A 26025-nucleotide genomic window follows, 5' to 3' on the forward strand; every position below is an offset into this window, starting at 1 on the left:
CGGGGAGAAGCGGGGGGTGACCTCGGAGGCCACCCCCTGCTAACCACCTGGGAGTCACCCAGGGCTCACCCGCCCCGGACCCAGCCCCCTGCCACCAGCAGGTCCAGGACCCGCGCCACGGCCTCGTCCGGGGTCATCGCCGAGGTGTCCAGCACCAGGTCGGCGTCGTCCGGCTCCTCGTACGGGTCGGAGATCCCGGTGAACTCGGGAATGAGGCCCGCACGCGCCTTGGCGTACAGGCCCTTGCGGTCGCGCCGCTCGCACTCCTCCAGCGGGGTGGCGACGTGGACCAGCACGAAGCCGCCGGCGGCCGTCACCATGCGGCGGACCTCGGCGCGGCTCGCCGCGTACGGGGCGATCGGGGCGCAGACGGCCACCCCGCCGTGCCGGGTGATCTCGGAGGCCACGTAGCCGATCCGGCGGATGTTGAGGTCACGGTCGGCCCTGGAGAAGGTCAGCCCGGCCGACAGCAGCCGCCGCACCACGTCCCCGTCCAGCAGGGACACGGTCCGGCCGCCCCGCTCGACCAGGGCGTCGGCCAGGCCGCGGGCGACCGTCGACTTCCCGGACCCCGACAGTCCGGTGAAGAACACGGTGAGACCGCGCTCGTGCTTGGGCGGGCGGGCCACCGCCAGCTCCGCGGCCACGGCGGGCGGGGTGAACCAGTCGGGGATCGGCTCGCCCCGGTCCAGCAGCTCCTCCAGCCGCTCGCGGGTCAGCTCCGCCTGCACGTGGTCGGGCTCGATCCGCGCCACCGGCCGCCACACCTCGACGTCGGCGTCGTAGGCCCACGGCTCGGGCACCGCGACGGGGATCGCCGTGCCCTCGACCTCCTCCTCGGACAGCAGGTGGGTGGCGCCGTAGGCCGCCGCCACGTGCGAGCGCAGCAGGACGTCGCGGCGCTCGTCGCCGTCCCGCCGCGGCAGCGGCACCGGGATCACCCGGCTGCCCTCCGGCAGCTCCTTGCGGACCGCCAGCAGCGCCCTCACCAGCGCCTCGTCGTACCGGCCGCCGAGCAGCGGCAGGACCAGCACCCCGGCGTCCAGCTGCTCGGCGACCTGGCGCAGCTGGCCGAGCTGCTTGCGGTGCAGCGGCTCGCGGGTCGCCACGGCCAGCACCGCGCCCTCGTGCGGCTCGATCTGGTCCGGGCGGCGGCGCAGCCGATGGAACGGTCCGTGGGCGGGCGCGCGCAAGGGCTCCAGGGGCCCCGCCAGGCGCCACCCCTGGGAGGTCGGGTCCTGCCAGGTCTCGGCGACGTCCAGGACCGCCAGCGGCACGCCCTCAGGGTCCTGCAGGACCACGCGGTCGTGCCCGGTGAGGTCCTTGGGGACGGCGAGGGTGACCGGGACCGGCCAGGGCGTGCCGTCCGCCAGCCGCCCGCCCCCGATCACCATGGCGGTGTCGAACGACCCGAGGAACCCGGCCAGCGGGCGGTACACGCCGGCCAGCAGGAGCTCCAGATCCGCGAGCTCGATCGCGTCCGGGGTCCATGCGGGCAGGTCGCGCAGCGTGTCGGGCAGGCCGGGCTCGGCGGTCACCGCAGTCTCCGATCTCGCCCGGGGTGGATACCGGGCTGATCCAGGTCAACAGGGGTTTCCGCAGAAAAATACCGAGCGCACCGGGCTGCTCGCACCTCGGCACGGCGGTGGCGCGGTCGGATGATCTCGGCGGGGTTCAGATGACGCGGGCGAACCGGTTCTCCGGCTTACGGATCACCAGGGTCACCTCGCTGTGCTCGGCGGTCAGCCGCCCCCTGCTGAGCAGCGCCACCAGGCGGCACAGCGCCCCCACCGGGGAGGCCCCGGCACCGAGCGCGTCGAGGCCCTCGCGCGAGGTGTACTCCTCGGCGATCACCAGCCCCCGCATCACGCAGTACCAGCGCATGCCCTGCCGGGAGGCCACCCGCTCGTAGATCGCCGGAGGCGGCGGCGCGGCGTGGGGCGCCGCGGCCGGTTCCGGTCGCGGGCCGCCGGGGGCCTCGGTGACCGGGTCCTTCGTGGCCGTGCCCGCGGCCGGCTCCGTGCCCGCCTTCGTGCCCGGCTTCGTGGCCGCGGTCGTGCCCGGCTTGGCGCCCGGCTTTGCGGCGGCGGTGCCCGTGCCGTCCCTGGCGGGCGCGCCCCGTACGCCCCCACGCTGCTGTGCCCCGGCCCTCCGCGCCTCGCCGGACGGGTGGGCGGCGCCCCCCGGACGCTCGCCGGGCTGCCCGAGCCCGCGCCACATCCGCCGGCGCATCCAGCGAGGCAGCCTCCGGTCGAGGAATCCGAACGCGGTGTTGCGGTCGCGCAGCCGCACCAGCAGCAGGCCGCCGGGCTTCAGCGCGGCGACGAAGCGGTCCAGCACCAGTTCGGCGTGGGGTGCGCGCTCGATCAGGAACGGCGCGTGCACGATGTCGTAGGCGCGCGGGGGCATGGGAACCGTGCGCAGGTCGCCGAGGTGCCAGGCGTCCAGGTCGGAGCGCTCGCGGGTGTGCGAGCGCAGCGCCGGGGCGTCGAGATCGACCCCGGTGGCGTGGTGCTCGCGGGTGCCCATGTCCAGCCCCCGGCCCCAGCCGCATCCGGCCTCCAGGACGTGGATGTGCTGGAGCGGCCGGTCGTGGGCGTACTGGCGGGCACGGGCCGAGAACAGGTCGCCGACCTCTGTCGGAGGCGGCCGGAACTCGCCCGCGTGCCGCTCCACGGCGTGGTGCGGGATGCCCTTGGTCGAGCTGGTCATGCGGGCCGCCTTCCCCCTAGCACGCGCCCGTCGCCTCCCCGGCGGCGGCGCGGGCACCGGCACGGGCCCGGGCCCGCCGTGCCGGCCGCTCACGGCCAGGACGAGAATCGCGGTATCTGACGTTCACGACTCGCAGAGTAATCGCCCGACTGCGGACTGTCCGCTATTTGTCCCGTCTCGGCGAGGGACGTGTCGCCCGCGGGCCATGGTCTTTCCGGTATTGGCCATGGAACCGCCCGATACCCCTTGGAGACGTTGAGTGGCACGTCAGGGGGCTCGCGGAGCTGCTAACGTACGCCTGATTCACAGGTATGTCCGGCCTTGGCTCGCTTTCAGGGGGATGCATGCACGGGGTGGTCGGCTACTCGCCCGGAGTCTTCGACCTGTTCCACGTCGGGCATCTCGACCTGCTGCGCCGCGCGGGGGCCGAGTGCGACCGGCTGGTGGTGGGCGTGCTCACCGACGAGCTGGCCGAGGGGCTGTGGGGCGCCCGCCCGGTCGTCCCGCTGATCGAGCGCATGGAGATCGTCGGGCATGTCCGGCAGGTCGCCGAGGCGGTCCCGCTGGAGACCGCCGACCTGCGCGGCGCGTGGCGTTCGCTGGGCTTCCACCGGGTCTTCACCGGCTGCCCCGACTGCCTCGGGGGCGAGGACGCCGAACGCGACCTGGCCGGCACCGGCGTGCCTGTGACGCACTTCACCGGACTGGCCGAGACCGGCAGCCCCGTCCTGCGCGACGCGCTGCTCGGCTCCGGCCCGAGGACGTCGGTCGCGTGAGCGGCCCCGCAGGCTTCCGTGACGCGCTGGCCCGGCTCGCCTCCGCGCAGAAGACCGCCAAGGGCGCCCCCGCCTACTCGCGGTTCGTCAACCGCAAGCTGGGCCGGCTCCTGGCCGCGGTGGCGTACGTGATCGGGCTGACGCCCAACCAGGTCACCGCGATCAGCGCCGCGTTCACCTTCACCGGCATCGCGCTCATCGCGCTGGTCGACCCGGCGCCCTGGCTGGGCGCCGCGGTGTGCCTGGCGCTGGTCGCCGGTTACGCCTTCGACGCGGCGGACGGGCAGCTGGCCCGGCTGCGCGGCGGCGGCTCGAAGTCCGGCGAGTACCTGGACCACATGGTCGACAGCGCCAAGATCTCCGCGCTGCACCTGGCCGTGCTGGTGTCCTGGTACCGCTTCGCCGACCTGGAGCGGGCCGCGTACCTGCTGGTCCCCGTCGGTTTCACGGTGGTCGCCGCGGTGATGTTCTTCGGGATGATCCTCAAGGACCTGCTGGCCCGCGCCCACCGGGCCGCGACGGGCGAGCCCGCGCCGGCCGCCGCCGCCCCGTCCACGCTCCGGTCGCTGCTGGTGATCCCCACCGACTACGGGCTGCTGTGCGTGGCGTTCCTGGCCTTCGGCTTCCCGGCGGTCTTCGTGCCGCTGTACGGGCTGATCTTCCTGGGCAACCTGCTCTTCCTGCTCGCCGCCTCGGTGAAGTGGTACCGCGAGGTGGGCGCCCTGGACGCGGCGCCCGCCGCCCGGCGGCAGGCGGTCGTGCGATGAGCCGCACCGGAGGTTCCGCGGGAGAGCCCGCCGAGGCCCCTGCGGCGGAGCCTGGAACGGCCCGCGTGGTGGGGTACGTGCCGGGCGCCTACGACATGTTCCACATCGGGCACCTCAACATCCTCAAGCGGGCCCGGCTGGGGTGCGACCACCTCATCGCCGGGGTGGTCACCGACGAGGTGCTGGAGAGGGCCAAGGGGCGGCCCCCGATCGTCCCGCTGGCCGAGCGGCTGCAGATCGTCGGCAGCATGGACTGCGTGGACGAGGTCGTCACCGACGTCTCCAGCGACAAGCTGGTCATGTGGCGGCGGCTGGGGTTCGACGTGCTGTTCAAGGGCGACGACTGGAAGGGCACCGAGAAGGGCGACCGCCTGGAGGCCGATCTCGGCGCCGTGGGCGTCCGGGTCGTCTACTTCCCGTACACGGTCCACACCTCCAGCACCGCCCTGCGCCGCCTGATCACCGGCTCCTGATCACGGGCGCCCGATCACAGGCCGATCACGGGCGCCGATCACGGGCTCCCGCCGCCGGACGGGGGTCGCGACGCCGGTCACGCGAGGTGTGCGAGGTGCGCGTAGTCTGGTACCGGCACCGGGGTCCGCTGGGGATCATCGGTCATTCGGGCTGCCTCGCGCCTGGACGGGGCGCCCGCCCGGCGGGGAATGAGTAGCGGGCGAAGATGACGCTTTCTGGACTTGTTGATCTGGCGTGCACGGACCCTGAACTGGAGCGCGCCCTCACACGGGCACGGGTGGACCACGACGTGGTCGCCCCGCCCTCGCTGTGGCCGATCGTGGCCGCGGCGCTGAGCCGTACCACCGGCGACGGCGTCGTGCTCGCGGTGACCGCGACGGGCCGCGAGGCCGAGGACCTGGCCGCCGCCCTGACCAGCCTGCTGGCCCCCGGCCGCGTGGCGCACTTCCCGGCGTGGGAGACCCTGCCGCACGAGAAGCTCTCGCCGCGTTCGGACACCGTCGGCCAGCGGCTGGCGGTGCTGCGCCGCCTGGCCCACCCCGAGGCCGGGGACGGCGCCGCGGACGGCGGGGGAGACGGGGCGGGCAGGTCCGGCCGGCTCGAGGTGGTGGTCACCCCGATCCGGGCCGTGCTGCAGCCGATCGTGTCGGGGCTGGCCGACCTGGAGCCGGTACGGCTGCGCGGCGGCGAGGACGCCGACCTGGACGAGACCGTCCACCGCCTGGTCGACGCCGGCTACCACCGCGTCGACCTGGTGGAGAAGCGCGGCGAGATCGCGGTGCGCGGCGGGATCCTCGACGTCTTCCCGCCCACCGAGGAGCATCCGCTGCGGGTGGAGTTCTGGGGCGACACGGTCGAGGAGATCCGCTACTTCAAGGCCGCCGACCAGCGCTCCCTGGAGGTCGCCCAGGACGGGCTGTGGGCGCCGCCGTGCCGCGAGCTGCCCCTGACGCCCGAGGTCCGCGAGCGGGCCAGGGAACTCGCCGCGCGGCACCCCGCGCTGGAGGAGATCCTCACCCGGATCGCCGACGGCGACACCGTCGAGGGCATGGAGGCGTTCTCGCCCGTCCTCGCCGAGAGCATGGAGCTGGTCACCGACCTGCTGCCCGAGGGGTCGGCGCTGCTGGTGTGCGAGCCGGAGCGGATCCGTACCCGGGCGGTCGAGCTGGTCCGCACCAGCCAGGAGTTCCTGGAGGCGAGCTGGGTCACCGCGGCGGCGGGCGGGGAGGCCCCGATCGACCTGGGCGCCGCCGCGTTCCGCACCCTGGAGGAGGTACGGGAGCACAGCACCGCCCTGGGGCTGACCCGCTGGACGGTGACCGCACTGAACCCCCTCTCCGCCGCCGGGGAGGCGCCGCCCCAGGAGGACGCCGCGGGCGTGGTGCTCGATCTCGGGGTGCACGCCGCCGAGGCGTACCGCGGCGACACCGCCCGCGTCATGGGCGACCTCAAGCGGTGGGTCGACGGCGGCTGGCGGGTCGCGCTGGTCACGCCCGGCCACGGCCCCGCCGAACGGCTCGTCCAGCTCGTCGGGGAGGAGGGGCTGGGCGCCGTGCTGACCGATCTGGCCGAGCCGCCCCGGCCCGCGCTGGTCAACGTCTCCACGGGCCTGCTGGAGAACGGCTTCACCTGGGAGAGCGTCAAGCTCGCGGTGCTCACCGAGGCCGACCTGTCCGGGCAGAAGTCCTCCACCAAGGACATGCGGCGGATGCCGTCGCGGCGGCGGGGCGGCGTCGACCCGCTCCAGCTGCGGACGGGCGACTACGTCGTGCACGAGCAGCACGGTGTCGGCCGCTACGTGGAGATGGTCAGCCGCACGGTGCAGGGCGCCACCCGCGAGTACCTCATCCTGGAGTACGCCCGGGGCGACCGGCTGTTCGTGCCGACCGACCAGCTCGAAGAGCTCACCCGGTACGTGGGCGGGGAGGCCCCCAGCCTGCACCGGCTCGGCGGCGCCGAGTGGCAGAAGGCCAAGTCCCGGGCGCGCAAGGCGGTCAAGCAGATCGCCGGGGAGCTGATCCGGCTGTACTCGGCGCGGATGGCCAGCCCCGGCCACGCCTTCGGCAGGGACACCCCGTGGCAGCGGGAGCTGGAGGACGCCTTCCCGTACGTGGAGACGCCCGACCAGCTCGCCGCCATCGACGAGGTCAAGGGCGACATGGAGAAGCCGGTGCCGATGGACCGGCTGATCTGCGGCGACGTCGGGTACGGCAAGACCGAGATCGCGGTCCGCGCGGCGTTCAAGGCCGTGCAGGACGGCCGCCAGGTCGCGGTGCTGGTGCCGACGACGCTGCTGGTCCAGCAGCACCTGTCCACGTTCTCCGAGCGCTTCGGCGCGTTCCCGGTGGTGGTGAAGCCGATCAGCCGGTTCCAGACCGACCGGGAGATCGAGGAGACGCTGCGCGGGCTGGCCGACGGCGCCGTGGACGTGGTGGTGGGCACGCACCGGATCCTGTCCGCGCAGACCCGCTTCAAGGACCTGGGCCTGGTCGTCATCGACGAGGAGCAGCGGTTCGGCGTCGAGCACAAGGAGGAGCTCAAGCGGCTCCGGACGCAGGTGGACGTGCTGGCGATGTCGGCCACCCCGATCCCGCGGACGCTGGAGATGGGCCTCACCGGCATCCGGGAGATGTCCACCATCCTGACCCCGCCCGAGGAGCGGCACCCGATCCTGACCTTCGTCGGGCCGTACGAGGAGAAGCAGATCGCCGCGGCGATCCGCCGCGAGCTGCTGCGCGAGGGCCAGGTGTTCTTCGTGCACAACCGGGTCCGCTCCATCAACAAGGTCGCCGCCAACCTCAAGCAGCTCGTCCCGGAGGCGCGGATCGCGACCGCGCACGGCCAGATGAACGAGCAGGAGCTCGAGAAGGTCATGGTCGACTTCTGGGAGAAGAACTACGACGTCCTGGTCGCGACCACCATCGTGGAGTCGGGTCTGGACGTGCCCAACGCCAACACGCTGATCGTGGACCGCGCCGACATGTACGGCCTGTCGCAGCTGCACCAGCTGCGCGGCCGGGTCGGCCGGGGCAGGGAACGGGCCTACGCCTACTTCCTGTACCCGCCGGAGGCGCCACTGACGGAGACCGCGCACGAGCGGCTGGCCACCCTCGCCCAGCACACCGAGATGGGCGCGGGCATGTACGTGGCGATGAAGGACCTGGAGATCCGCGGCGCCGGCAACATCCTGGGCGCCGAGCAGTCCGGACACGTCGCGGGGGTCGGCTTCGACCTGTACGTGCGGATGGTCGGCGAGGCGGTGCGGGAGCTGAAGGAGGAGGGCGTCCCCGAGATGCCCGAGACCAAGGTCGAGCTGCCGGTGGACGCGCACCTGCCGCACGAGTACGTGCCGGGTGAGCGGCTGCGGCTGGACGCCTACCGCAGGATCGCCGCCATCACCTCCGACGAGGAGATCGGCGCGGTGCACGACGAGCTGAAGGACCGGTTCGGGCCGCCGCCGGTGCCGGTGCTCAACCTGCTGGAGGTCGCGCGGTTCCGCGCCCGGGCCCGGAAGGCGGGGCTCACCGAGGTCGGCGTCCAGGGCAACTTCGTGAAGTTCGCGCCGGTGGACCTGCCCGACTCGCGCCAGGTGCGGCTGCAGCGGCTCTACCCGAAGAGCGTGCTGAAGCAGAACGTGCGGACGCTGCTGGTGCCCACGCCCAAGACGGCGCCGCTGGGCGGCCGCCCGCTGCGCGACCAGGAGCTGCTGAGATGGGCGACCGACCTGGTGGAGGCCCTGTTCCTGGAGCCCGCGGGTGCCTCCCGCGGGACCCCGGCCTAAGCTGGCGCTCCGCATGATCTGCTCCGCATGATCGACGCTCGTGTGACGACGTACCGACGAGATGGGGATCCGTGTTCGGTAGAACGATGAAGGTCATGGCCGCCGCCGCCGTGGCCGCCGCCGCGCTGGCGGGCTGCGGCGGAGGTCCGGTGAAGGTGGGCACCGCCGCCGTCGTCGATGACGACCGCATCGAGCTGTCCACCCTCGACCGGGCGGTCCAGGACTGGCAGCGCGAGTTCAGGGCCGACGAGAGGGCCAATCTCATCCGCCAGCGGCTGGGCTCGGACCAGCTGTGGGACTCCGACCTGCGCGAGGCCCTGGACTGGCTGGTGAAGTTCCGGGTCGCCGGCGAGGTCGCCGAGCGCAACGGCCTCCCGGTGTCGGAGGGGCAGGTCGACGAGGTGGTGGCGGCCCTGGACCGGCAGGCCGGCGCCGCGTCCGCCACCCGGGCCTACGGGCTGCCCGCCCGCTACACCCGTGACCTGGCCCGGTTCTTCGCCGTGCAGACGCTGGCCGCGCAGCGGTTCGCGGGGAACGCCCAGCCGGGAAGCCCGCAGAGCGCCGCCGCGCAGGAGCAGACCAAGAACCTGTTCGTGACGGCCGCGCGGGGCATGCGGATCACGATCAACCCGCGGTTCGGCGGTTTCGACCCGGCCCAGGTCGGGCTGACCCCGGTCGCCTTCACCCTGTCCGCCACCGAATCTGGTATCCGCTGATCCATGACTCCCAAGCCGTCCTCGAAGTCCCCGAAGTCATCGAAGCCGTCCCGTAAGGGCGCGGGCCGCGCCCCCAAGGGGCCGGGCGGCAAGCCGGCGCTGATCCTGCTCGCCACCACGCACCGGGTGGCGCCGGGCCTGCTGACCTGGCGGGCGTGGGAGACGCTGCGGTCGGCGGGCCGGGTGCTGGCCGGTTCCGGGGACCACCCGCTGCTGCCGTACGTTCTGGACGCGGGCGTCCAGGTCGAGGTCACCGAGCCCGCCGCGGCCGAGCTGGTGGACGCCGCCCGCGCCGAACGGATCGTGTGGCTGGCGGCGCCGGACGGCGACGAGCCGCTGATGCGCGAGATCGGGCGGATCGCCGTGGGCGACCCGCTGGACATCGAGGTGCTGCACGGCTCCTACGACCTGCCCGGCGCGCGGCTCCTCGACCTGGTCTCGGTGATGGACACGCTGCGCCGCGAGTGCCCCTGGGACGCCGAGCAGACCCACGCGTCCCTGGTCCGCTACCTGCTGGAGGAGTCCTACGAGGTCGCCGAGACGATCGAGGAGGGCGACCTGGGCGCGCTGCGCGAGGAGCTGGGCGACGTGCTGATGCAGGTGGCCTTCCATTCGGTGGTGGCCTCCGAGCGCACCGACGAGACCGCGTTCACCATCGACGACGTGGCGGCCGGGATCGTCGACAAGCTGGTCAGGCGGCATCCGCATGTGTTCGGCGAGGTCACCGTCGGCGGCGCGGACGAGGTGAACGCCAACTGGGAGGAGATCAAGGCGGCGGAGCGGGCGGCCAGGAACGGCGACGAGGCGTCGGTGCTGGACGGGGTGCCGATGGGGCAGCCCGCGCTCTCCCTGGCCGCCCAGCTCCAGCGCCGCGCCGCCCGCGCCGGCGCGCCCGCGGACCTGGCTCCCGCCGGGGACGGCATCGGCGAGCGGCTGTTCGAGCTGGTCAGGCGGGCGCGGGACGAGGGTGTGGACCCGGAGGCGGAGTTGCGCGCGATCTCCAGGGTATTCCGTGATCGTGTCAAGACCTGGGAGCGGGAGGGGAACGCCCCATAGCCGGGGAATCGTCCGTGACACCCTGCTAGGGGTGGTCCGGCGGGGGCGGCTTGTCTACGCTGATCGCGTGCTGCCTGAGGCTGGTGAGCGCGCCGGGGATCCGTCCTCGCCGCGAGAACGCCGTCCGGACGCCGGCCCCGGCGGGACGGGGATCTGGCGTGCGGCCGGGGAAGGACCTCCGGCCGGGGGCCGGACCCGGGCGCTCCGCGGGCTGGGCGGCTTCGGCGTCCTGGCCGGGGTGCTGGTCGCCCTGATCATCCTGCCGGTCGCGTGCACGGCCGGGGTCGGCGCCCGCGACGCGGCCGACTGGTTCCAGAGCGAGCCGGAGGGGCTGGACACCGGCGGGGTCCCGCAGCGTTCCCGGATCCTGGCCGCCGACGGCTCCACGCTCGCCACGTTCTACTACGAGAACCGGGTGGACGTCCGGCTCGACCAGGTGGCCCCGGTGGTCCGCCGCGCGGTCCTGGCCATCGAGGACAGCCGGTTCTACGAGCACGGCGCGCTGGACTCCCAGGGCACGCTGCGGGCGCTGGTCAGCAACCTCGGTTCCGGCGAGGTCACCCAGGGCGGTTCCGGCATCACCCAGCAGTACGTGAAGAACCTGCTGTTCACCCAGGCCGAGTCGGAGGAGGAGCAGCTCGCCGCCAAGGAGGTCAGCGCCGCGCGCAAGATCCGCGAGCTGCGGTACGCGGTCGCGCTGGAACGGCGCCTCTCCAAGGACGAGATCCTCGCCCGCTACCTCAACATCGCCTATTTCGGCGGCGGCGCGTACGGCATCGAGTCGGCGGCGCGGCACTTCTTCTCCAAGCCCGCCTCCCGCCTCACGCTGCCGGAGGCCGCGCTGCTGGCCGGGGTGATCCGCTACCCCTACGCCTACGACCCCGTCCGCCGTCCCGCCGCCGCCCGGGCGCGCCGGGACGTCGTCCTCGGCCGGATGGCCGAGCTGGGCTGGATCACCCGGGCGGAGGCGGACGCCGCGCTGCGGCGGCCCCTCGGGCTGCGCGTCCACAACACGCCGAACGGCTGCGTCACCAGCTTCGCCCCGTTCTTCTGCGACTACGTGCAGCGCGAGATCCTCACCAACCCGGTGTTCGGCGCGACGCGCAAGGAGCGCGAGCGGCTGCTCAAGCGCGGCGGCCTGACCATCCGCACCACCCTGGACCGGCAGACCCAGCGGGCGGCGCAGCGCGCGGTCGACCGGCACGTGCCGCGCAAGAACTCCGCCCGCAAGGCCGCCGCCGAGGCGCTGGTCGAGCCGGGCACCGGCGAGATCAAGGGGCTGGTGGTGGGCCGCCGGCTGGGCTCGGACCGCGAGCGCGGCAAGACCTGGATCAACTTCGCCGCCGACGCCGGCCACGGCTCCAGCATCGGCATGCAGGCCGGGTCGACGTTCAAGGCGTTCACCCTGGCCGCCGCGCTGGAGGACGACATGCCGTTCGGCACCCGGCTGATGGCGCCGCGCGGGTTCGTCCCCACCGGTTTCCGCGACTGCCGGGGCCGTCCGGTCAACAGCACCACGACGCTGCGCAACTCCGCCGACGGCGAGGGCGGGCGGACCTTCAGCCTGGTCACCGGCACCCACCATTCGGTGAACACCTTCTTCCTCGCGCTGGAGCGCGAGGTCGGCCTGTGCGAGACGGTGAAGATGGCCGAGCGGCTGGGCATGCGCCGGGCCGACGGCAAGCCGATGAGCCAGTTCCCCTCGTTCACGCTGGGGGCCGACCAGGTCTCGCCGCTCCGGCTGGCCGCCGCGTACGCCGCGTTCGGAGCCCGCGGCCGCTACTGCGAGCCGATCGCGATCAAGCAGATCACCGACGCCTCCGGGCGGCGGCTGCGGGTCCCCGGCGCCCGCTGCCGGCAGGCGATCGACAAGGGCGTGGCGGACGCCGTCAACCACGTGCTGCGCGGGGTGCTCACCAAGGGCACCGCGCGCGGGATGGGGCTCGGCCGTCCCGCCGCGGGCAAGACCGGCACGGTGGACGACTTCTCGGCCGCCTGGTTCGCCGGTTACACCCCGGACCTGGCCGCCGCCGTCTGGGTCGGCGACCCGCGCGGCGGCTACCGCTACCCGATGACGAACGTGTGCATGGACGGCCGCTGCTACGGGCCGGTCTTCGGCGCGACCATCCCGGCGCCGATCTGGCGGGACAGCATGGTCGGGGCGCTGGCGGGACGTCCGGCCACGGGGTTCCACCGGGCGCCGGGCCGCTACTTCAGCAAGGGCTCCGGCGAGGACAGGGTCGATCTCCCCGACGTCCGGGGCATGCCGGTGCGGGAGGCCACCGCCCGCCTCCGCGCCGCCGGGTTCCAGGTCCGCGTGGGCGGCGCCGTCCCCTCCGCCGAGTACCCGCGGGGGACCGTGGCCGAGATGACGCCCGGACCCGGCCGGGCCGAGCCGGGCACCACCGTCACCCTGCGTCCCAGCGAGGGCGGCGGGGACGAGCCCGGCGAGGAGCCCGGTTCCACGCCGGAGCCGGATCCCGGGAACGGCGGCACTCCGGTGACGCGGCCGCCGCTGCCACCGCTGGTGCCGCCCGGCCCGCAGCGGCCCCGGCCCGGCGGATGAGCGGTGATCACCCTGGTTGTGTGACGGTTCCGCCGCTGGGTAGATCCCCCAGCGGGTGAACACGGGGGAAAACGGGGACGTCATGCGGGCCATCGCCATCTCGGAATTCGGTGCCACGCCGGTGCGGATGAACCTGCCGGTGCCCGAGCCCGGGCCGGGCGAGGCGCTGGTCAAGATCGTCGCCGCGGGGCTCAATCCGGTGGACTGGAAGATCGCCGACGGCATGCTCAAGGACACCGTCCCGCACTCGTTCCCGCTGGTCCTGGGCCTGGACGGCGCGGGCGTGGTGGCCTCCGTCGGCGAGGACGCCCGGTTCCGCGTGGGCGAGCAGGTGTTCGGCCGGTTCTTCGGGGTGCCGCGGGGGCTGGGCACCTACGCCGAGTACACGATCGCCGCGGCCGACGACGTGGTCGCGCGGATGCCCGAGGGCATGCTCTACTCGCTGGCCGCCGCCGTCCCGACCGCGGGGATGACGGCGCTGGCGGTGGTCGAGGAGGGCCGGATCGAGGGCGGGCAGAGCGTGCTGGTCATCGGCGCCACCGGAGGGGTCGGGCAGCCCGTGGTACGGCTGGCGAGCCGACGCGGCGCGATGGTGATCGCCACCGCCCGGCCGGACATGGCGCAGCGGATGCGCACGCTGGGCGCGGCCGAGACGGTCGACCACACCCGCGGCGACACGGCCGCGCTGGTGCGGGAGATCCGGCCCGACGGCGTGGACGCGATCCTGGACATGGTCGGTGACCGCCCGGCGGCCGAGCGGCTGGCCGGGCTGCTGCGTCCCGGCGGCGTGTACGTGAGCACCGTCTGGGGAGTGGATCCGGACGCGCTGGAGGCCCGCGGCCTGCGCGGCGTCAACATCTCCTACCCTCCGACGCCGGAACTGCTGGAGCGCGTGGTTGAGCTGCTCGGCACGGGGGAGATGCTGATCGACGTGGACGAGGAGGTCTCCCTGGAGGACGCGCCCGCCGCGCTGGCGCGCAGCCGCGCGGGCAGGGCCCGGGGCAAGACCGTGATCCGTCCCTGACCGCGGCCGCGCGTACGGGCCGCGGCGGAACGACGGGAAGAAGGAGGGCGCGGCGATGAGCGACGACGAGCGGAAGCGGACCCGGCTCCGCGACATCGAGGAGACGCTGGAGACGTTGCGCGGGGAGCTCGGCGACCGTACCGACGAGCCGCGTGACTACGGGGACGCGGGGCAGGACCTGGTGGCCAGGGAGGAGCACGCCGCCCAGGTCGAGGCGCTGGAGAACGAGCGGCGGAAGCTCAGGGAGGAACTGGGCGAGCCCGGCTAGCCTGCGGGCAGGCGCAGCACCAGGCGGGCGCCCGGCCGGCCGTCGGCGCGGTCGGTGAGGACCAGCGTGCCGCCGTGCGCCTCGGCGATGTCGCGGGAGATCGCCAGGCCCAGCCCGGTGCCTCCGGCGTCGCTGTGCCGTCCCTCCGCCAGGCGGGTGAAGCGTTCGAAGACCCGCTCGCGGTCTTCGGGCGCGACGCCGGGGCCGTCGTCGTAGACCTCGACGACCGCGGTCCGCGGCTCGGCGGGTTCGGCGGAGCCGGAAGGCTCGGCGTGCGCGGCGGCCTCCCGCCCGTGGGCCTCCCGCCCGTGGGCCTCCCGCCAGTGGTTCTCTCGCCCGTGGGTCTCCCGCCCGGGCCGTCCGGGGCGGGGCACCGGGCCCGGCTCGGTGCGGACGCTGACGGTCACCGCGCCGGCGGCGTGCCGGTCGGCGTTGTCGAGCAGGTTGGTCAGCAGCCGCCCGAGTTCCGAACGCCCGCCGTGGACGATGACCGGCTCGCCGCCCATGACGGTGAAACGGGAGCGGCGGGGACGGCGCAGCACCTCCTGGTCCGCCAGCGCCTGCAGGTCCACCCGCTCCCTGGGCAGCTCCGGGCTGGCCTCCAGCCGCGCGATGGCCAGCAGGTCGTCCAGGACGGCGTGCAGCCGCTCGGCGTTGATCAGCACGGCCTCCAGCGTCTCGCGCGCGTCGCCGGGCAGGGGGTCCGACAGCGCCAGTTCCAGCTCCATCCGCAGCCCGGTCAGCGGGCTGCGCAACTCGTGCGAGACGTCGGACACGAACCCGCGCAGCCTGGCCACCGCGCTCTCCAGCCGGTCCAGCGTGGCGTTCACGCTCTCGGCGAGCCGGGCGACCTCGGTGTTGCGGTCGGGGACCGGCACCCGGCGTTCGAGGTCGGTGGCGGTGATCTCGTCCAGCTCGGCGCGGACGGCCTCGACCGGGCGGAGCGCGTTCCCGACGACCTGCCAGGTCAGGAACCCCATCAGCGCGCCCATCAGCGGTATCCCGAGCGCCACCAGCGCGGCCAGCTCCGGGCGCGGGACCAGCCCGGGGTCGGGTGCCAGGGTGTAGACGATCCGCTGTGCCGGGCCGGTGCCGACCCGGAACGCGCTCACCAGGAAGCACTCCCCGCCGGGGGCCTCGATCCGGCAGCTGCGCCCGTCGCTGCGGGTCCCGGGGCGGTCGGGCGGCGTGAAGTTCACCACCGGGTACCCCTCCATGGTGCGGGTGGCCGACACGACCCTGCCGTTCGTGTCGACCACCTGCACGTACTCCTTGGGCACGAGCCGCCCTCTGAGATGGCCGTACTGCACGGCGTCGGCCACCTCGCGGCCGGTGTAGACCAGCGCGGTGCGCTGGTTGGCGACCTCCTCCTGGCGGATCAGCGCCAGGGCGGCGACGAAGACGGCGAGTGCGAGGAGGCTGGATATCAGCACCGCCCAGGCGGTCAGGCGGACCCGGATGGTCGGCGCCGTCAGGGGAGTGGCGGATCTCCGGACGCGTCCCTTCACCGGCGGAGGCGTACCCGCGCGAGGTCAAGCCGAGCCCCGGGGACGGTCAAAAGGTGGGCTCGCCCGGGCGGTGCCGGCCGGTCAGGCCGAGGGGGCCGCGGCCTTGTCGGCCTCGGGCGGCGTGTCGCCGGTGACCGCGGCGGCCGGGGCGCCGCCGGGTTCGGGCCGCTCCGCCTCGCGCTCGGCCAGGTGCCTGCGGATGGAGTAGGCCAGGGCCGCCGCCCAGACCGCGTAGATGACGGCGTAGAAGGCGTACCGGACGCCGTCGGGCGCGTCGATCCAGTCGGAGCGCAGCAGGCTGCGGGTGTTGGTGAGGATGATGATCCCGCCCACCGCGCTGCCGAGCACCCGCGGCGGCACGTGCCGTACCAGCCAGGCCGCGATCGGGGCGGCGATCACGCCGCCGGCCAGCAGCGCGGCGACCCAGCCGAAGTCGATGTCCTCCGAGCCGATGCCGACCAGGAAGCCCAGGCTGGCGGCGACCGCGATCAGGAACTCGCTGGTGTCGATCGAGCCGACGGTCTTGCGCGGCTCCAGGCGTCCGCTGGCCAGGATGGCCGGGGTGCCGACCGGGCCCCAGCCGCCGCCGCCCGTGGCGTCGACGAACCCGGCGACGACGCCCAGGGGGCCGAGGAAGCGCTTGCGCAGCGGCTTGCCGAGCTGGTCGCGGCGCAGCCCGAACGCGGTGAACCGGACCAGGATGTACACGCCCAGGGTCAGCAGGATGATGGCCATCACCGGAGCGGCGGTCTCGGTGGACAGGCCGGACAGGAAGGTGGCGCCGGCGAACGCCCCCACCGCGCCGGGTATGCCGATCTTGAGGACGACCGGCCAGTCGACGTTGCCGAACCGCCAGTGCGAGGCGCCCGAGACCAGGGTGGTGCCGATCTCGGCCAGATGGACGGTGGCCGAGGCCGCGGCCGGATTGGTGCCGATGGCCAGCAGCAGCGTGGTCGAGGTCACGCCGTAGGCCATGCCGAGGCTGCCGTCGACGAGCTGGGCGCCCAGGCCGACCAGGGCGAGCAGGACGAGTTTGCGCACAGGTTCACCACCCGGAACGGGTAATCCCTACTAAACAGGTTTGTTTTGCTTTGTCAGTAGACAAGCTGGACATCTCCCACGTCAAGTCGACGGCCCGCCCCGGCCATCGGACGGGCCCGCCCCCTATGGGGTGATTTCGGGGAACGGCGTGCCAGTTGGGCGGCCGGGGGACGGCGCGGCTAGGCTCGGATGCCGACCGTTCAGCGCACCATCACGCACCACAGGGAGATGCCCGTGTCGTCGATCGAGGCCGTCCTCGCCCGGGAGATCCTGGACTCCCGCGGCAACCCGACCGTCGAGGTCGAGGTGCTGCTCGCCGACGGGACCGAGGCGCACGCCGCCGTCCCGAGCGGCGCGTCCACCGGCCAGTTCGAGGCCGTCGAGCTGCGCGACGGCGGCGAACGCTACGGCGGCAAGGGCGTCCGGAAGGCGGTCAAGGCCGTCAACGACACCATCGACGAGCGCCTGGTCGGCTACCCGGCCTCCGAGCAGCGCCTGATCGACCAGCTGCTGCTCGACCTCGACGGCACGCCCGGCAAGTCCGAGCTGGGCGCCAACGCGATCCTGGGCGTGAGCCTCGCCGTGGCCAAGGCCGCCGCCGAGTCAGCCGGGCTGCCGCTGTTCCGGTACGTGGGCGGCCCCAACGCGCACCTGCTGCCGGTCCCGATGATGAACATCCTCAACGGCGGCGCGCACGCCGACAGCAACGTCGACGTCCAGGAGTTCATGATCGCGCCGATCGGCGCGCCGACCTTCTCCGACGCGCTGCGCTGGGGCGCCGAGACCTACCACGCGCTCAAGTCCGTGCTCAAGGGCAAGGGGCTGAACACCGGCCTCGGCGACGAGGGCGGGTTCGCCCCGGACCTCCCGAGCAACCGGGAGGCGCTCGACCTCATCCTGGAGGCCGTCCGCAGGGCCGGCTTCACCCCCGGGCGCGACATCGCCCTGGCGCTGGACGTCGCGGCCACCGAGTTCCACTCCGGCGGGTCCTACGAGTTCGAGGGCGCCAAGCGCTCGGCCGAGGAGATGGCCGCCTACTACGCCGAGCTGGTGGACGCCTACCCGATGGTCTCCATCGAGGACCCGCTCGACGAGGAGGACTGGGACGGCTGGAAGGCGCTGACCGACGCCGTCGGGTCCCGCGTCCAGCTGGTGGGCGACGACCTGTTCGTCACCAACCCCGAGCGGCTGGCCCGCGGCATCGGCTCCGGCACCGCCAACGCCCTGCTGGTCAAGGTCAACCAGATCGGCACCCTCACCGAGACCCTGGACGCGGTCACCCTGGCGCAGACCAGCGGTTACCGCTGCATGATGAGCCACCGGTCCGGCGAGACCGAGGACACCACCATCGCCGACCTGGCGGTGGCCACCAACTGCGGCCAGATCAAGACCGGCGCCCCGGCCCGCAGCGACCGGGTGGCCAAGTACAACCAGCTGCTGCGCATCGAGGAGCTGCTGGGCGACGCGGCCCGCTACGCCGGCGCCGCCGCCTTCCCCCGTTTCACCTGGGAGGGCTGACCCGCATTGGCAGCGGGCGAAGACGGCCGCACCGGCCGTGCCGCCTCCCGGGGAGCGCGTGACGACTCCCCGGGAGGCGGCGCGCGCCGCGGCAATCCCGCGCTGACCAGCCGTGCCGCGATCCTGGCCGTGGTCGTCTGCGCGATCGCGCTGAGCCTGGCCTACCCGGTGCGGGAGTACGTCGCCCAGCGCCAGGAGATCGCCGAGCTGAAGCAGAAGGAGCGCGTGGCGCGGAAGCAGGTGGACGACCTCGTCCAACGCAAGCAGCGGCTGGGCGAGGAGTCGTACATTAAGCGTGAAGCGACACGAAGGCTCCATTACTGCGAGCCGGGAGTGAAGTGCTACATCGTTCTCGACGGCAGCGGGGGCGACGGGCAGCAGCCGCAGCGCGCCGGGACACGGGCCAAGCCGCCCTGGTACGAGACGCTCTGGCGATCGGTGGAGGCCGCCGACCAGCCGCGCTGACCACACCGGTCGGCGCGGAGCGGGTCGTACCGCGCCGCCCCGTGCAGCCCGGTGCCGCCCGTGCCGTCCCGCGCTGGATGAAGGAGCCATGAGCAGCGAACCGAGGCCGACCGCTCAGGACGAGGCCGCGACCGCGGCCCAGATCGGCCGCCCGCCGCGCGGCCTGCGCCGGGTGGCCTACCGCTGCCCGTGCGGCGCCCCGGCCGTGATCGAGACGGCGCCCCGGCTGCCCGACGGCACGCCGTTCCCCACGCTCTTCTACCTCACCTGCCCCAGGGCCGCCTCGGCCATCGGCACGCTGGAGGGCCAGGGGGTGATGCGCGGCATGCAGGAACGGCTGGCGGCCGACCCGGAGCTGCGCTCGGCCTACGCCGCCGCCCACGAGGACTACCTGCGCCGGCGGGACGAGGCGGCGCGGGAGGAGGGCGTCGAGCCGCTGCCGCCGGGCACCCAGAGCGCGGGCGGCATGCCCGAACGCGTCAAGTGCCTGCACGCCCTGGTCGCGCACGAACTCGCCGTCCCCGGCGCCAACCCGTTCGGCCGGGAGGCCCTGGAGGCCCTGCCGGACTGGTGGCGGACGAACCCCTGCGCCTCCGCCTCTGTCTGCGGCGCCGAACCCGGCGACGCGCCCGGAGCCCGTCCCGGTGCCCGTCCCGACCCCCCGTCCGACCCCGCCGTCACCACCGAGGAGGCCCGATGACTCGCGTCGCCGCCGTCGACTGCGGGACCAACTCCGTCCGCCTGCTGATCGCCGACATCGACACCGCCGGCGGAACGCTCACCGACGTGGAGCGCCGGATGGAGATCGTCCGGCTCGGGGAGGGCGTCGACCGGACCGGGCGGCTGGCCCCCGAGGCGCTGGAGCGCACGTTCACCGCGATGCGCGGGTACGCCGAACTGATCGCCCGGCACGGCGCCGAGAAGACCCGGGTGGTCGCCACCAGCGCCTCCCGGGACGCCGAGAACCGGGACGAGTTCGTCGCGGGCGTCGTGGAGATCTTCGGCGTGGTGCCCGAGGTGATCACCGGGGACGAGGAGGCGGCGCTGTCGTTCACCGGCGCCACCCGCGAGCTGGCCGCGCTGCGCCCCGCCCGCCCCTACCTGGTGGTCGACATCGGCGGCGGCTCCACCGAGTTCGTGCTGGGCAGCTCGTCGGTCCAGGCCGCGGTGTCGGTGGACATCGGCTGCGTGCGGCTGACCGAACGGCACCTGCGCGACGGCGACCCGCCCTCGCCCGAGCAGATCACCTCCGCCGTGGCCGACATCGACGGCGCCCTGGCACGGGTCCGCGAGAGCGTTCCGGTGGACGAGGCGCGCACGCTGGTGGGGCTGGCCGGGTCGGTGACCACCGTCGCCGGGATCGCCCTGGACCTGCCCGAGTACGACCCGGCGCGGATCCACCTGTCGCGCATCATGGCCGCCCAGGTGCACGAGGTGACCCGCGACCTGCTGCACGCCACCCGCGCGGAACGGGCCGCGATCGGCGTCATGCATCCCGGCCGGGTCGACGTGATCGGCACCGGCGCCCTCATCCTCGACCGCATCATGCGCGAGTACGGCTTCGGCGCCGTGGTCGTCAGCGAGCACGACATCCTCGACGGCATCGCCTGGTCCCTGGTCTGACGCCGGACCGCCGGACCGCCGAGACCGCCGGGCGTTCCCCGGGACGCCGGAACCGCCGGGCGTTCCCCGGGCCGCCATGGTGTCTGCGAGGATCGGGAGACATGACGACCCCGCAGCCCGACCCCGCCGGGCGGGCGCCGTTCGTGCCGCCCGGGACGGGCTGGCCCGGCGACCCCGCCACCGCCGCCACCCCCGTCGCGCACGGACCGGAGGAGGTGGCCGAGCTGGCCGGGCGGGCCGGCGACCTGGCGGAGCTGTGCGCCCGCCAGTCGGTCTGCCGCGCCTGCTCGCGGCTGGTGGAGTGGCGCGAGAAGGTCGCGGTCGAACGGCGCCGGGCGTTCGCCACCGAGGAGTACTGGGGCCGTCCGGTCCCGGGCTGGGGCGACGACCGCCCCCGCGTGCTGATCGTCGGGCTCGCGCCGGCCGCGCACGGCGGCAACCGCACCGGGCGCATCTTCACCGGGGACCGTTCCGGCGACTGGCTGTTCGCCTCGCTGCACCGGGTGGGCCTGGCCGTACAGCCGACCAGCGTGCGGGCCGGGGACGGGCAGCGGCTCGTCGGCGCCCGGGTCGCGGCCACCGTCCGCTGCGCGCCGCCGGACAACAAGCCCACGCCCGCCGAGCGCACGACCTGCCTGCCCTGGCTGGCGCGCGAGGTGGCCGAGGTCGCCCCGGTGGTCCGCTGCGTCGTCGCCCTGGGCGGCTACGCCTGGCAGGGGGCCTGGCCTGCGCTGCGGCAGGCGGGGTACGGGCTGCCGCGCCCACGGCCCCCGTTCGGCCACGGGACCGAGATCGAGATCACCTCGCCGGTGGGGGAGCGGGTGGCGATGCTGGGCTGCTACCACCCCAGCCAGCAGAACACCTTCACCGGGCGGGTCACCGAGAGCATGCTGGACGCCGTCTTCGCCCGCGCGCGGGAACTCGGGGGCCCGCCCGTCACGTGAGAACCGTCACGCGGACGGCGGACGGGGCGGCGGACGGTGAACGGCGGGGCAGGGCCGTGGCCGAGCGGACGGACCGCGATCGCTCCCCGCCGCGATCCCGCGTTCCGGCCGCTCGGCGCCCCCGTCGGGCCCTGTCCCGCCGCCGTTCCACCGATACATCCGGTGAGATGCCGCTGGGGGCCCTGAGGTTCACCGGAAAACCGGGGGTTTCTGGTGATCTGTCAGCCTGCGTGAGGGACGCCGCCAGCGGGTAACGGTCGGAACATGGCTGCTGTACGCCCATCGGGCCCCGTCAAGCACATCGTGATCGTCGGCGGAGGCTACGTCGGCATGTACACCGCGCTGCGCCTGCAACGCCGGTTGCGCGGCGAGCTGCGGCGGGGCGAGGTCGTCGTCACCGTCATCGACCCCCAGTCCTACATGACCTACCAGCCCTTCCTCCCCGAGGCCGCGGCGGGCAACCTGGAGCCCCGGCACGTGGTGACACCCCTGCGCCGCGTGCTGCGCCGCTGCCGCGTCCTCAGCGGGCACGTCACCCGGATCGACATCGCCCACCGGAAGGTGGAGTTCTGCCCGGCCGGAAGCGATCCGGCTGGCGGCGTCCAGGACATCGGCTACGACCATCTGGTGGTGGCGGCGGGCTCGGTCTCCCGGACGCTGCCGATCCCGGGCCTGGCCGAGTGCGGCATTGGCTTCAAGACCGTCGAGGAGGCCATCTACCTGCGCAACCACGTGCTCCGCCAGCTCGACAGCGCGTCCTCCCTCACCGCGGTCAAGGACGGCTCGGCGCAGGGCGCCGCTGGGGCCGCCGCCGACGAGAAGGCCCGGCGCAGGGCGCTGACCTTCGTCTTCGTCGGGGCCGGGTACGCGGGCGTGGAGGCGCTGGGCGAACTGGAGGACATGGCCCGCGACGCCTGCAAGTGGTACGGGAACATCGACCCCTCCGAGATGCGCTGGATGATGGTCGAGGCCACCGACCGCATCCTCCCCGAGGTCGGTCCCGAGATGGGCCGCTGGACGGCCGAGGCGCTGCGCCGCCGCGGCATCGAGATCAAGATGGAGACGCTGCTCAAGTCGGCCGAGGACCGGCACATCGTGCTCAGCGACGGCGAGGAGTTCGACGCCGGCACGCTGGTGTGGACCGCCGGCGTCAAGCCCCACCCGGTGGTCGGCGACAGCGACCTGCCGCTCGACGCCAAGGGCCGGATCAAGGCCACCGCGGAGCTGACCGTCGAGGGCCTGGACGACGTCTACACCGCCGGGGACAACGCGGCCGTGCCCGATCTGTCCGGGACGGGCGAGTACTGCGCCCCCAATGCCCAGCACGCCGTCCGCCAGGCCAAGCGGCTCGGCGACAACATCGTCGCCGACCTGCGCGGCAAACCGCGCAAGCCGTATGTTCACGCCTATGTGGGATCGGTGGCCGGCCTCGGCCTGCACAAGGGCGTGGCCAATGTGTACGGGCTGAAAGTGCGCGGATTCCCCGCCTGGGTGATGCACCGCACCTACCACCTGTCCCGGATGCCGACCGTCAACCGTAAAATGCGCATCACCGCGGACTGGACGCTCGCCCTGTTCTTCCGGCGGGAGATCGTCTCGCTCGGTGAGCTGGCACGGCCCCGCCACGAGTTCGAGCTGGCGGCCGGTCGGCGGACCGCCTGACGTGACCGATCGCCGGAGGGGAGGTGCGGCCGCCGATGCATGATGGCGTCGCCTCCCGGCTGGCCCCGCTGCTGACCAAGATCATGCTTGGTGAGGAGCACGACGACCCGGCCGCCGACGACCTGCCGATCCAGGTCCGGGCCTGGGACGGCAGCGTGATCGGGCCGCCGGGCGCCCCCGCGTTCGTGATCCGGCACCGCCGCGCGCTGCGCAGGCTGCTCTGGAAGCCGGGCGAGATGGGACTGGTCCGCGCCTACGTGGCCGGGGAGCTCGACATCGAGGGCGATGTCTTCGCCGCGCTCGGCGCCGTCCAGCGGGTGATGCGCAGCGGCGACGAGCCCATCCGGCTGAGCAGCGACGACAAGCGCGAGATCGTGCGCACCGCGGTGATGCTCGGCGCGGTGGGGCCCGAGCCCAAGCCGCCGCCCGAGGAGTTCCCGCCGGGCCGCCGCGCGGACCGTTCCACCGGGCCGCTGAGCGAGTCGGCCGAGTTCTTCGCGCGGATGCTGGGGGCCGAGATGGCGCACGCCGGCGGGTTCTGGGACGAGGCGGTCGACCTCGAGGACGCGCAGCGGACCGCGCTGGAGTCGGTCACCATGCGGCTGGGCCTGTTCCCCGGGGCGCGGGTCCTGGACCTCAACGCCGGATGGGGCGCGCTCGCCTGCCACCTCGCCGGGCGGCAGGGCGCCCGGGTCGTGGCGCTGACCCGTACCCCCGAGCAGGCCGCCCACATCGCCGAGCGCGCGGCGGCGGCGGACCTGACCGGGCGGGTGAAGATCCACGGCTGGGACCTGGACGCGGCCGGCGGCGGCCCCTACGACGCGATCGTGGGACTGACCGGGGTCGAGTCGCTGGACCGCGCCGTCCCGCGCCTGTACGAGCTGCTGGCCCCGGGCGGGCGGCTGGTGCTGCAGCAGCCGGTGCGGCGCCCCGGCCCGCACCGCGTCCGGCGCACCTTCACCACCAGCTACATGTTCCCCGAGGACGGCGACCTGGTCCCGCTCGGCGAGCTGGTCGGCGCGCTGGAGGACGCCGGGCTGGAGGTCCGGGGCGTCGGCGCGCTGCGCGAGCACCACGCGCGCACCCTCCGGGCGTGGGCCGCCAACCTGGAACGGCACTGGGCCGAATGCGTCGAGCTGGCCGGGGCGGGCCGCGCCCGGGTGTGGCTGCTCTACCTCGCCGCCTCGGCGCTGGCCTGCGAGAGCGGCCGGATCGGCGTGCACGAGATCCGGGCGATCCGGCGCGACCGCGACGGCCGGGCGGGGACCACCCTGGTCGAGGGACGGGCCGTGCAGGGGTACACGGCGTCGTGACGAGCGGCGCCGTGACGAACGGCGTGGTGACGAACGGCGCCGTGACGAACGGCCCGCGGCCCGTACGCGGCGGGCGGCATCCCCGTCCCTGACGTCCCCATCACCACATATGGTCGTACCTTTTACGGTAGCCCGACGGGGAATCGGGAAAATATCGCGCTGTGCGCGGAACTGCCGACCGGTACCCGCAAAACGGGCTCACCATATCGAATCCGGAGAAAAGCGGTCTCGGTCGAATATCGGCTGTGGGGGCCTTCAACGGCTCCCGGTATGATTACTGCGCCCCTGTAGCCCAATGGTAGAGGCAGGCTCCCTAAAAGAGCTTTTGTGTCGGTTCGAATCCGACCGGGGGCACCACCTGCCGGCCGCGTCCCGGGACGCCGCCGCGTCCCGGCCGATATCGAGCCGTCACGTCCCAGGAACCTTCGCGTGGCCTCACCCGTCTACACTGATCAGAAAGGTCGCCCACAGTGGAGGCTCCGATGGAGAGCAGGAACCCCGCCTTCCGGGGTAACGCCTTCGGGCAGCAGGCGGGCGGGTACGGCGCACCGTCCACCCAGCAAATGCAGAACATGTACGACGCGCCTTCCTACGCCCCGCCGGCCACGCGGCCGATGACCATCGACGACGTCGTGGTGCGCGGCTTCCTGACCCTCGCGACCCTGGTCGTCACCGCGGCGCTGTCCTGGGTGCTGATCCCGACCGAGCTGGCCCTCCCGGTGCTGGCCGTCGCGATCATTGCGCAGCTGGGCATCTGGGCGTTCATCACCTTCGGCCGCAAGGCCAACGCCCCGCTGGTGCTCGCGTTCGCCGCCGTCTACGGCGTCCTGGTCGGCATCATCAGCCACGCCTACAACGACGTCTACCACGGCGTGGTCTTCCAGGCGGTGGTGGGCACGGCGCTGGCCTTCGGCGCGATGCTCGCCGTCTACTCGCTGCGGATCATCCGCGTCACCCCCAAGTTCACCAAGTTCGTGATCGCCGCCGGCCTGGCGATGGTCGGCCTCATGCTGATCAACCTGGTCGTGCAGATCTTCGGCCCGGACAGCGGCATCGGCATCCGCGACCCCGGCAACCCGCTCGCCTACGTCTTCAGCGTCGCGGCGATCCTGCTCGGCTGCTTCTTCCTGCTGCTGGACTTCGACTCGGTCGAGAAGGGCGTGCAGAGCGGCGCCCCCGAGAAGTTCGCCTGGTACTGCGCGTTCGGCCTGGTGCTCAGCCTGGTCTGGATCTACCTGGAGCTGCTGCGCTTCCTGTCGTACTTCTCTGGACGGGACTAGAGGCGCACGGCCTCATGGCCTACACGGCCTCACGGTCCCGCGGACAAGCGATCAGCCCCCTGCCGGTTCGAGCGGCAGGGGGCTGATCTGTTACGGAACGGGCTCTGCGCCAGGGCCGTACCGCGGGGCGGCTACGGCAGCGGGGATCACCCATGGCGGGCCCGGCCCGTAACACGCTTGAGGTCTGGGACTCTCAATAGTGACGGGCGCGGCGGGTGCGTTCGTGCTCGCGCACCAGTGCCGCCGCGTAACCATGCGAGAGCCCGTGCTCGTCGGCGAGCCAGTTGCTGCGCTCCTCGCATCGGACGAAGCTCGGGCCGTTCTCGATGGTGGTGAACCACTCGGGGATGTCACGTCCGGTGACATGCGGGATGCGGGCGATCAGCTTGCTGTGCGTCTCCGGCGAGTGGTTCAGTGACAATTGGCACCTCCAGGTCGCGGGGCTCTTCCTGCGACTCTGCAACACCCGCCCGGATGTGACAACCCCCTAACGGGGACCTATCCATAGCGTTACGTAGATCCTTCGTAACG

At 73.5% G+C, this 26025-nt stretch carries 22 protein-coding genes and 1 tRNA gene; 18 read left to right on the plus strand and 5 right to left on the minus strand.

From position 1 onward, the window contains the following. Window positions 1–65: 65 nt before the first annotated feature. Window positions 66–1538: an adenylyl-sulfate kinase gene (gene cysC, locus IW256_RS06120; RefSeq protein WP_197010024.1), complete on the minus strand. Its 1473-nt coding sequence runs from the start codon at window positions 1536–1538 to the stop codon at window positions 66–68. A gap of 136 nt (window positions 1539–1674) precedes the next feature. Next, window positions 1675–2712: a class I SAM-dependent methyltransferase gene (locus tag IW256_RS40890; protein ID WP_231403677.1), complete on the minus strand. Its 1038-nt coding sequence runs from the start codon at window positions 2710–2712 to the stop codon at window positions 1675–1677. 344 nt (window positions 2713–3056) lie between these two features. On the opposite strand from IW256_RS40890, the gene IW256_RS06130 reads away from it, so the two are divergent. The 9 genes from IW256_RS06130 to IW256_RS06170 all read left to right on the plus strand — a co-directional run bounded on the left by IW256_RS06130 (window position 3057) and on the right by IW256_RS06170 (window position 14140). Beyond that, window positions 3057–3488: an adenylyltransferase/cytidyltransferase family protein gene (locus IW256_RS06130; RefSeq protein WP_197010025.1), complete on the plus strand. Its 432-nt coding sequence runs from the start codon at window positions 3057–3059 to the stop codon at window positions 3486–3488. After that, complete coding sequence (locus tag IW256_RS06135) at window positions 3485–4255, plus strand: CDP-alcohol phosphatidyltransferase family protein (protein ID WP_197010026.1); 771 nt, start codon at window positions 3485–3487, stop codon at window positions 4253–4255. Before IW256_RS06130 ends, IW256_RS06135 begins: the two co-directional genes overlap by 4 nt. After that, window positions 4252–4728, plus strand: a complete 477-nt coding sequence (locus IW256_RS06140) for an FAD synthase family protein (protein WP_197010027.1) — start codon at window positions 4252–4254, stop codon at window positions 4726–4728. The genes IW256_RS06135 and IW256_RS06140 overlap by 4 nt, the downstream gene beginning before the upstream one ends. Before the next feature lie 206 nt (window positions 4729–4934). Continuing rightward, window positions 4935–8510 (plus strand): transcription-repair coupling factor, encoded by a 3576-nt coding sequence (gene mfd, locus IW256_RS06145; RefSeq protein WP_197010028.1) that lies wholly within the window; start codon window positions 4935–4937, stop codon window positions 8508–8510. Between the two features lie 95 nt (window positions 8511–8605). After that, on the plus strand, window positions 8606–9226 hold the full coding sequence (locus IW256_RS06150) for a SurA N-terminal domain-containing protein (protein ID WP_231403678.1): 621 nt from the start codon (window positions 8606–8608) through the stop codon (window positions 9224–9226). 3 nt (window positions 9227–9229) lie between these two features. Then, window positions 9230–10282, plus strand: a complete 1053-nt coding sequence (locus IW256_RS06155) for a nucleoside triphosphate pyrophosphohydrolase (protein WP_197010030.1) — start codon at window positions 9230–9232, stop codon at window positions 10280–10282. Between the two features lie 67 nt (window positions 10283–10349). Further along, window positions 10350–12848, plus strand: coding sequence for a penicillin-binding protein (locus IW256_RS06160; protein ID WP_197010031.1), 2499 nt, complete (start codon window positions 10350–10352; stop codon window positions 12846–12848). 55 nt (window positions 12849–12903) lie between these two features. Beyond that, window positions 12904–13872 carry an NADP-dependent oxidoreductase gene (locus IW256_RS06165; RefSeq protein ID WP_307828753.1) on the plus strand — a complete coding sequence of 323 codons (969 nt, stop codon included), beginning with the start codon at window positions 12904–12906 and terminating at the stop codon, window positions 13870–13872. Between the two features lie 55 nt (window positions 13873–13927). Beyond that, window positions 13928–14140 carry a hypothetical protein gene (locus tag IW256_RS06170; RefSeq protein ID WP_197010032.1) on the plus strand — a complete coding sequence of 71 codons (213 nt, stop codon included), beginning with the start codon at window positions 13928–13930 and terminating at the stop codon, window positions 14138–14140. Here the strand turns inward: IW256_RS06170 and IW256_RS06175 are convergent. Then, window positions 14137–15648 carry a sensor histidine kinase gene (locus IW256_RS06175; RefSeq protein WP_197010033.1) on the minus strand — a complete coding sequence of 504 codons (1512 nt, stop codon included), beginning with the start codon at window positions 15646–15648 and terminating at the stop codon, window positions 14137–14139. The genes IW256_RS06170 and IW256_RS06175 overlap by 4 nt on opposite strands. A gap of 81 nt (window positions 15649–15729) precedes the next feature. Further along, window positions 15730–16689 carry a sulfite exporter TauE/SafE family protein gene (locus IW256_RS06180; RefSeq protein ID WP_197010034.1) on the minus strand — a complete coding sequence of 320 codons (960 nt, stop codon included), beginning with the start codon at window positions 16687–16689 and terminating at the stop codon, window positions 15730–15732. A 234-nt stretch (window positions 16690–16923) separates the two neighbouring features. On the opposite strand from IW256_RS06180, the gene eno reads away from it, so the two are divergent. The 9 genes from eno to IW256_RS06225 all read left to right on the plus strand — a co-directional run bounded on the left by eno (window position 16924) and on the right by IW256_RS06225 (window position 25494). Next, on the plus strand, window positions 16924–18207 hold the full coding sequence (gene eno / locus IW256_RS06185; protein WP_197010035.1) for a phosphopyruvate hydratase: 1284 nt from the start codon (window positions 16924–16926) through the stop codon (window positions 18205–18207). A 6-nt stretch (window positions 18208–18213) separates the two neighbouring features. Beyond that, a complete protein-coding gene (locus tag IW256_RS06190) occupies window positions 18214–18672 on the plus strand; it encodes a septum formation initiator family protein (protein WP_231403679.1) in 459 nt (152 codons plus the stop codon). A gap of 88 nt (window positions 18673–18760) precedes the next feature. Further along, window positions 18761–19372 carry a DUF501 domain-containing protein gene (locus IW256_RS06195; RefSeq protein ID WP_197010036.1) on the plus strand — a complete coding sequence of 204 codons (612 nt, stop codon included), beginning with the start codon at window positions 18761–18763 and terminating at the stop codon, window positions 19370–19372. Then, window positions 19369–20295, plus strand: coding sequence for a Ppx/GppA phosphatase family protein (locus IW256_RS06200; RefSeq protein ID WP_197010037.1), 927 nt, complete (start codon window positions 19369–19371; stop codon window positions 20293–20295). Before IW256_RS06195 ends, IW256_RS06200 begins: the two co-directional genes overlap by 4 nt. Window positions 20296–20396: 101 nt before the next feature. Next, window positions 20397–21239 (plus strand): uracil-DNA glycosylase, encoded by an 843-nt coding sequence (locus IW256_RS06205; RefSeq protein WP_197010038.1) that lies wholly within the window; start codon window positions 20397–20399, stop codon window positions 21237–21239. A gap of 264 nt (window positions 21240–21503) precedes the next feature. Further along, on the plus strand, window positions 21504–22901 hold the full coding sequence (locus IW256_RS06210) for an NAD(P)/FAD-dependent oxidoreductase (protein ID WP_197010039.1): 1398 nt from the start codon (window positions 21504–21506) through the stop codon (window positions 22899–22901). A gap of 35 nt (window positions 22902–22936) precedes the next feature. Continuing rightward, on the plus strand, window positions 22937–24214 hold the full coding sequence (locus IW256_RS06215; protein WP_197010040.1) for a class I SAM-dependent methyltransferase: 1278 nt from the start codon (window positions 22937–22939) through the stop codon (window positions 24212–24214). A 281-nt stretch (window positions 24215–24495) separates the two neighbouring features. Further along, window positions 24496–24571, plus strand: a tRNA-Leu gene (locus tag IW256_RS06220). 125 nt (window positions 24572–24696) lie between these two features. Next, window positions 24697–25494, plus strand: a complete 798-nt coding sequence (locus tag IW256_RS06225) for a Bax inhibitor-1/YccA family protein (protein WP_197010041.1) — start codon at window positions 24697–24699, stop codon at window positions 25492–25494. Between the two features lie 193 nt (window positions 25495–25687). Here IW256_RS06225 and IW256_RS06230 read toward each other — a convergent pair whose 3' ends face one another. Then, entirely contained in the window at window positions 25688–25915 is a 228-nt protein-coding gene (locus IW256_RS06230) for a DUF4287 domain-containing protein (protein ID WP_197010042.1), read from the minus strand. Window positions 25916–26025: the final 110 nt, after the last annotated feature.

The sequence above is a fragment of the Actinomadura viridis genome, assembly GCF_015751755.1.
Lineage (GTDB): Bacteria > Actinomycetota > Actinomycetes > Streptosporangiales > Streptosporangiaceae > Spirillospora > Spirillospora viridis.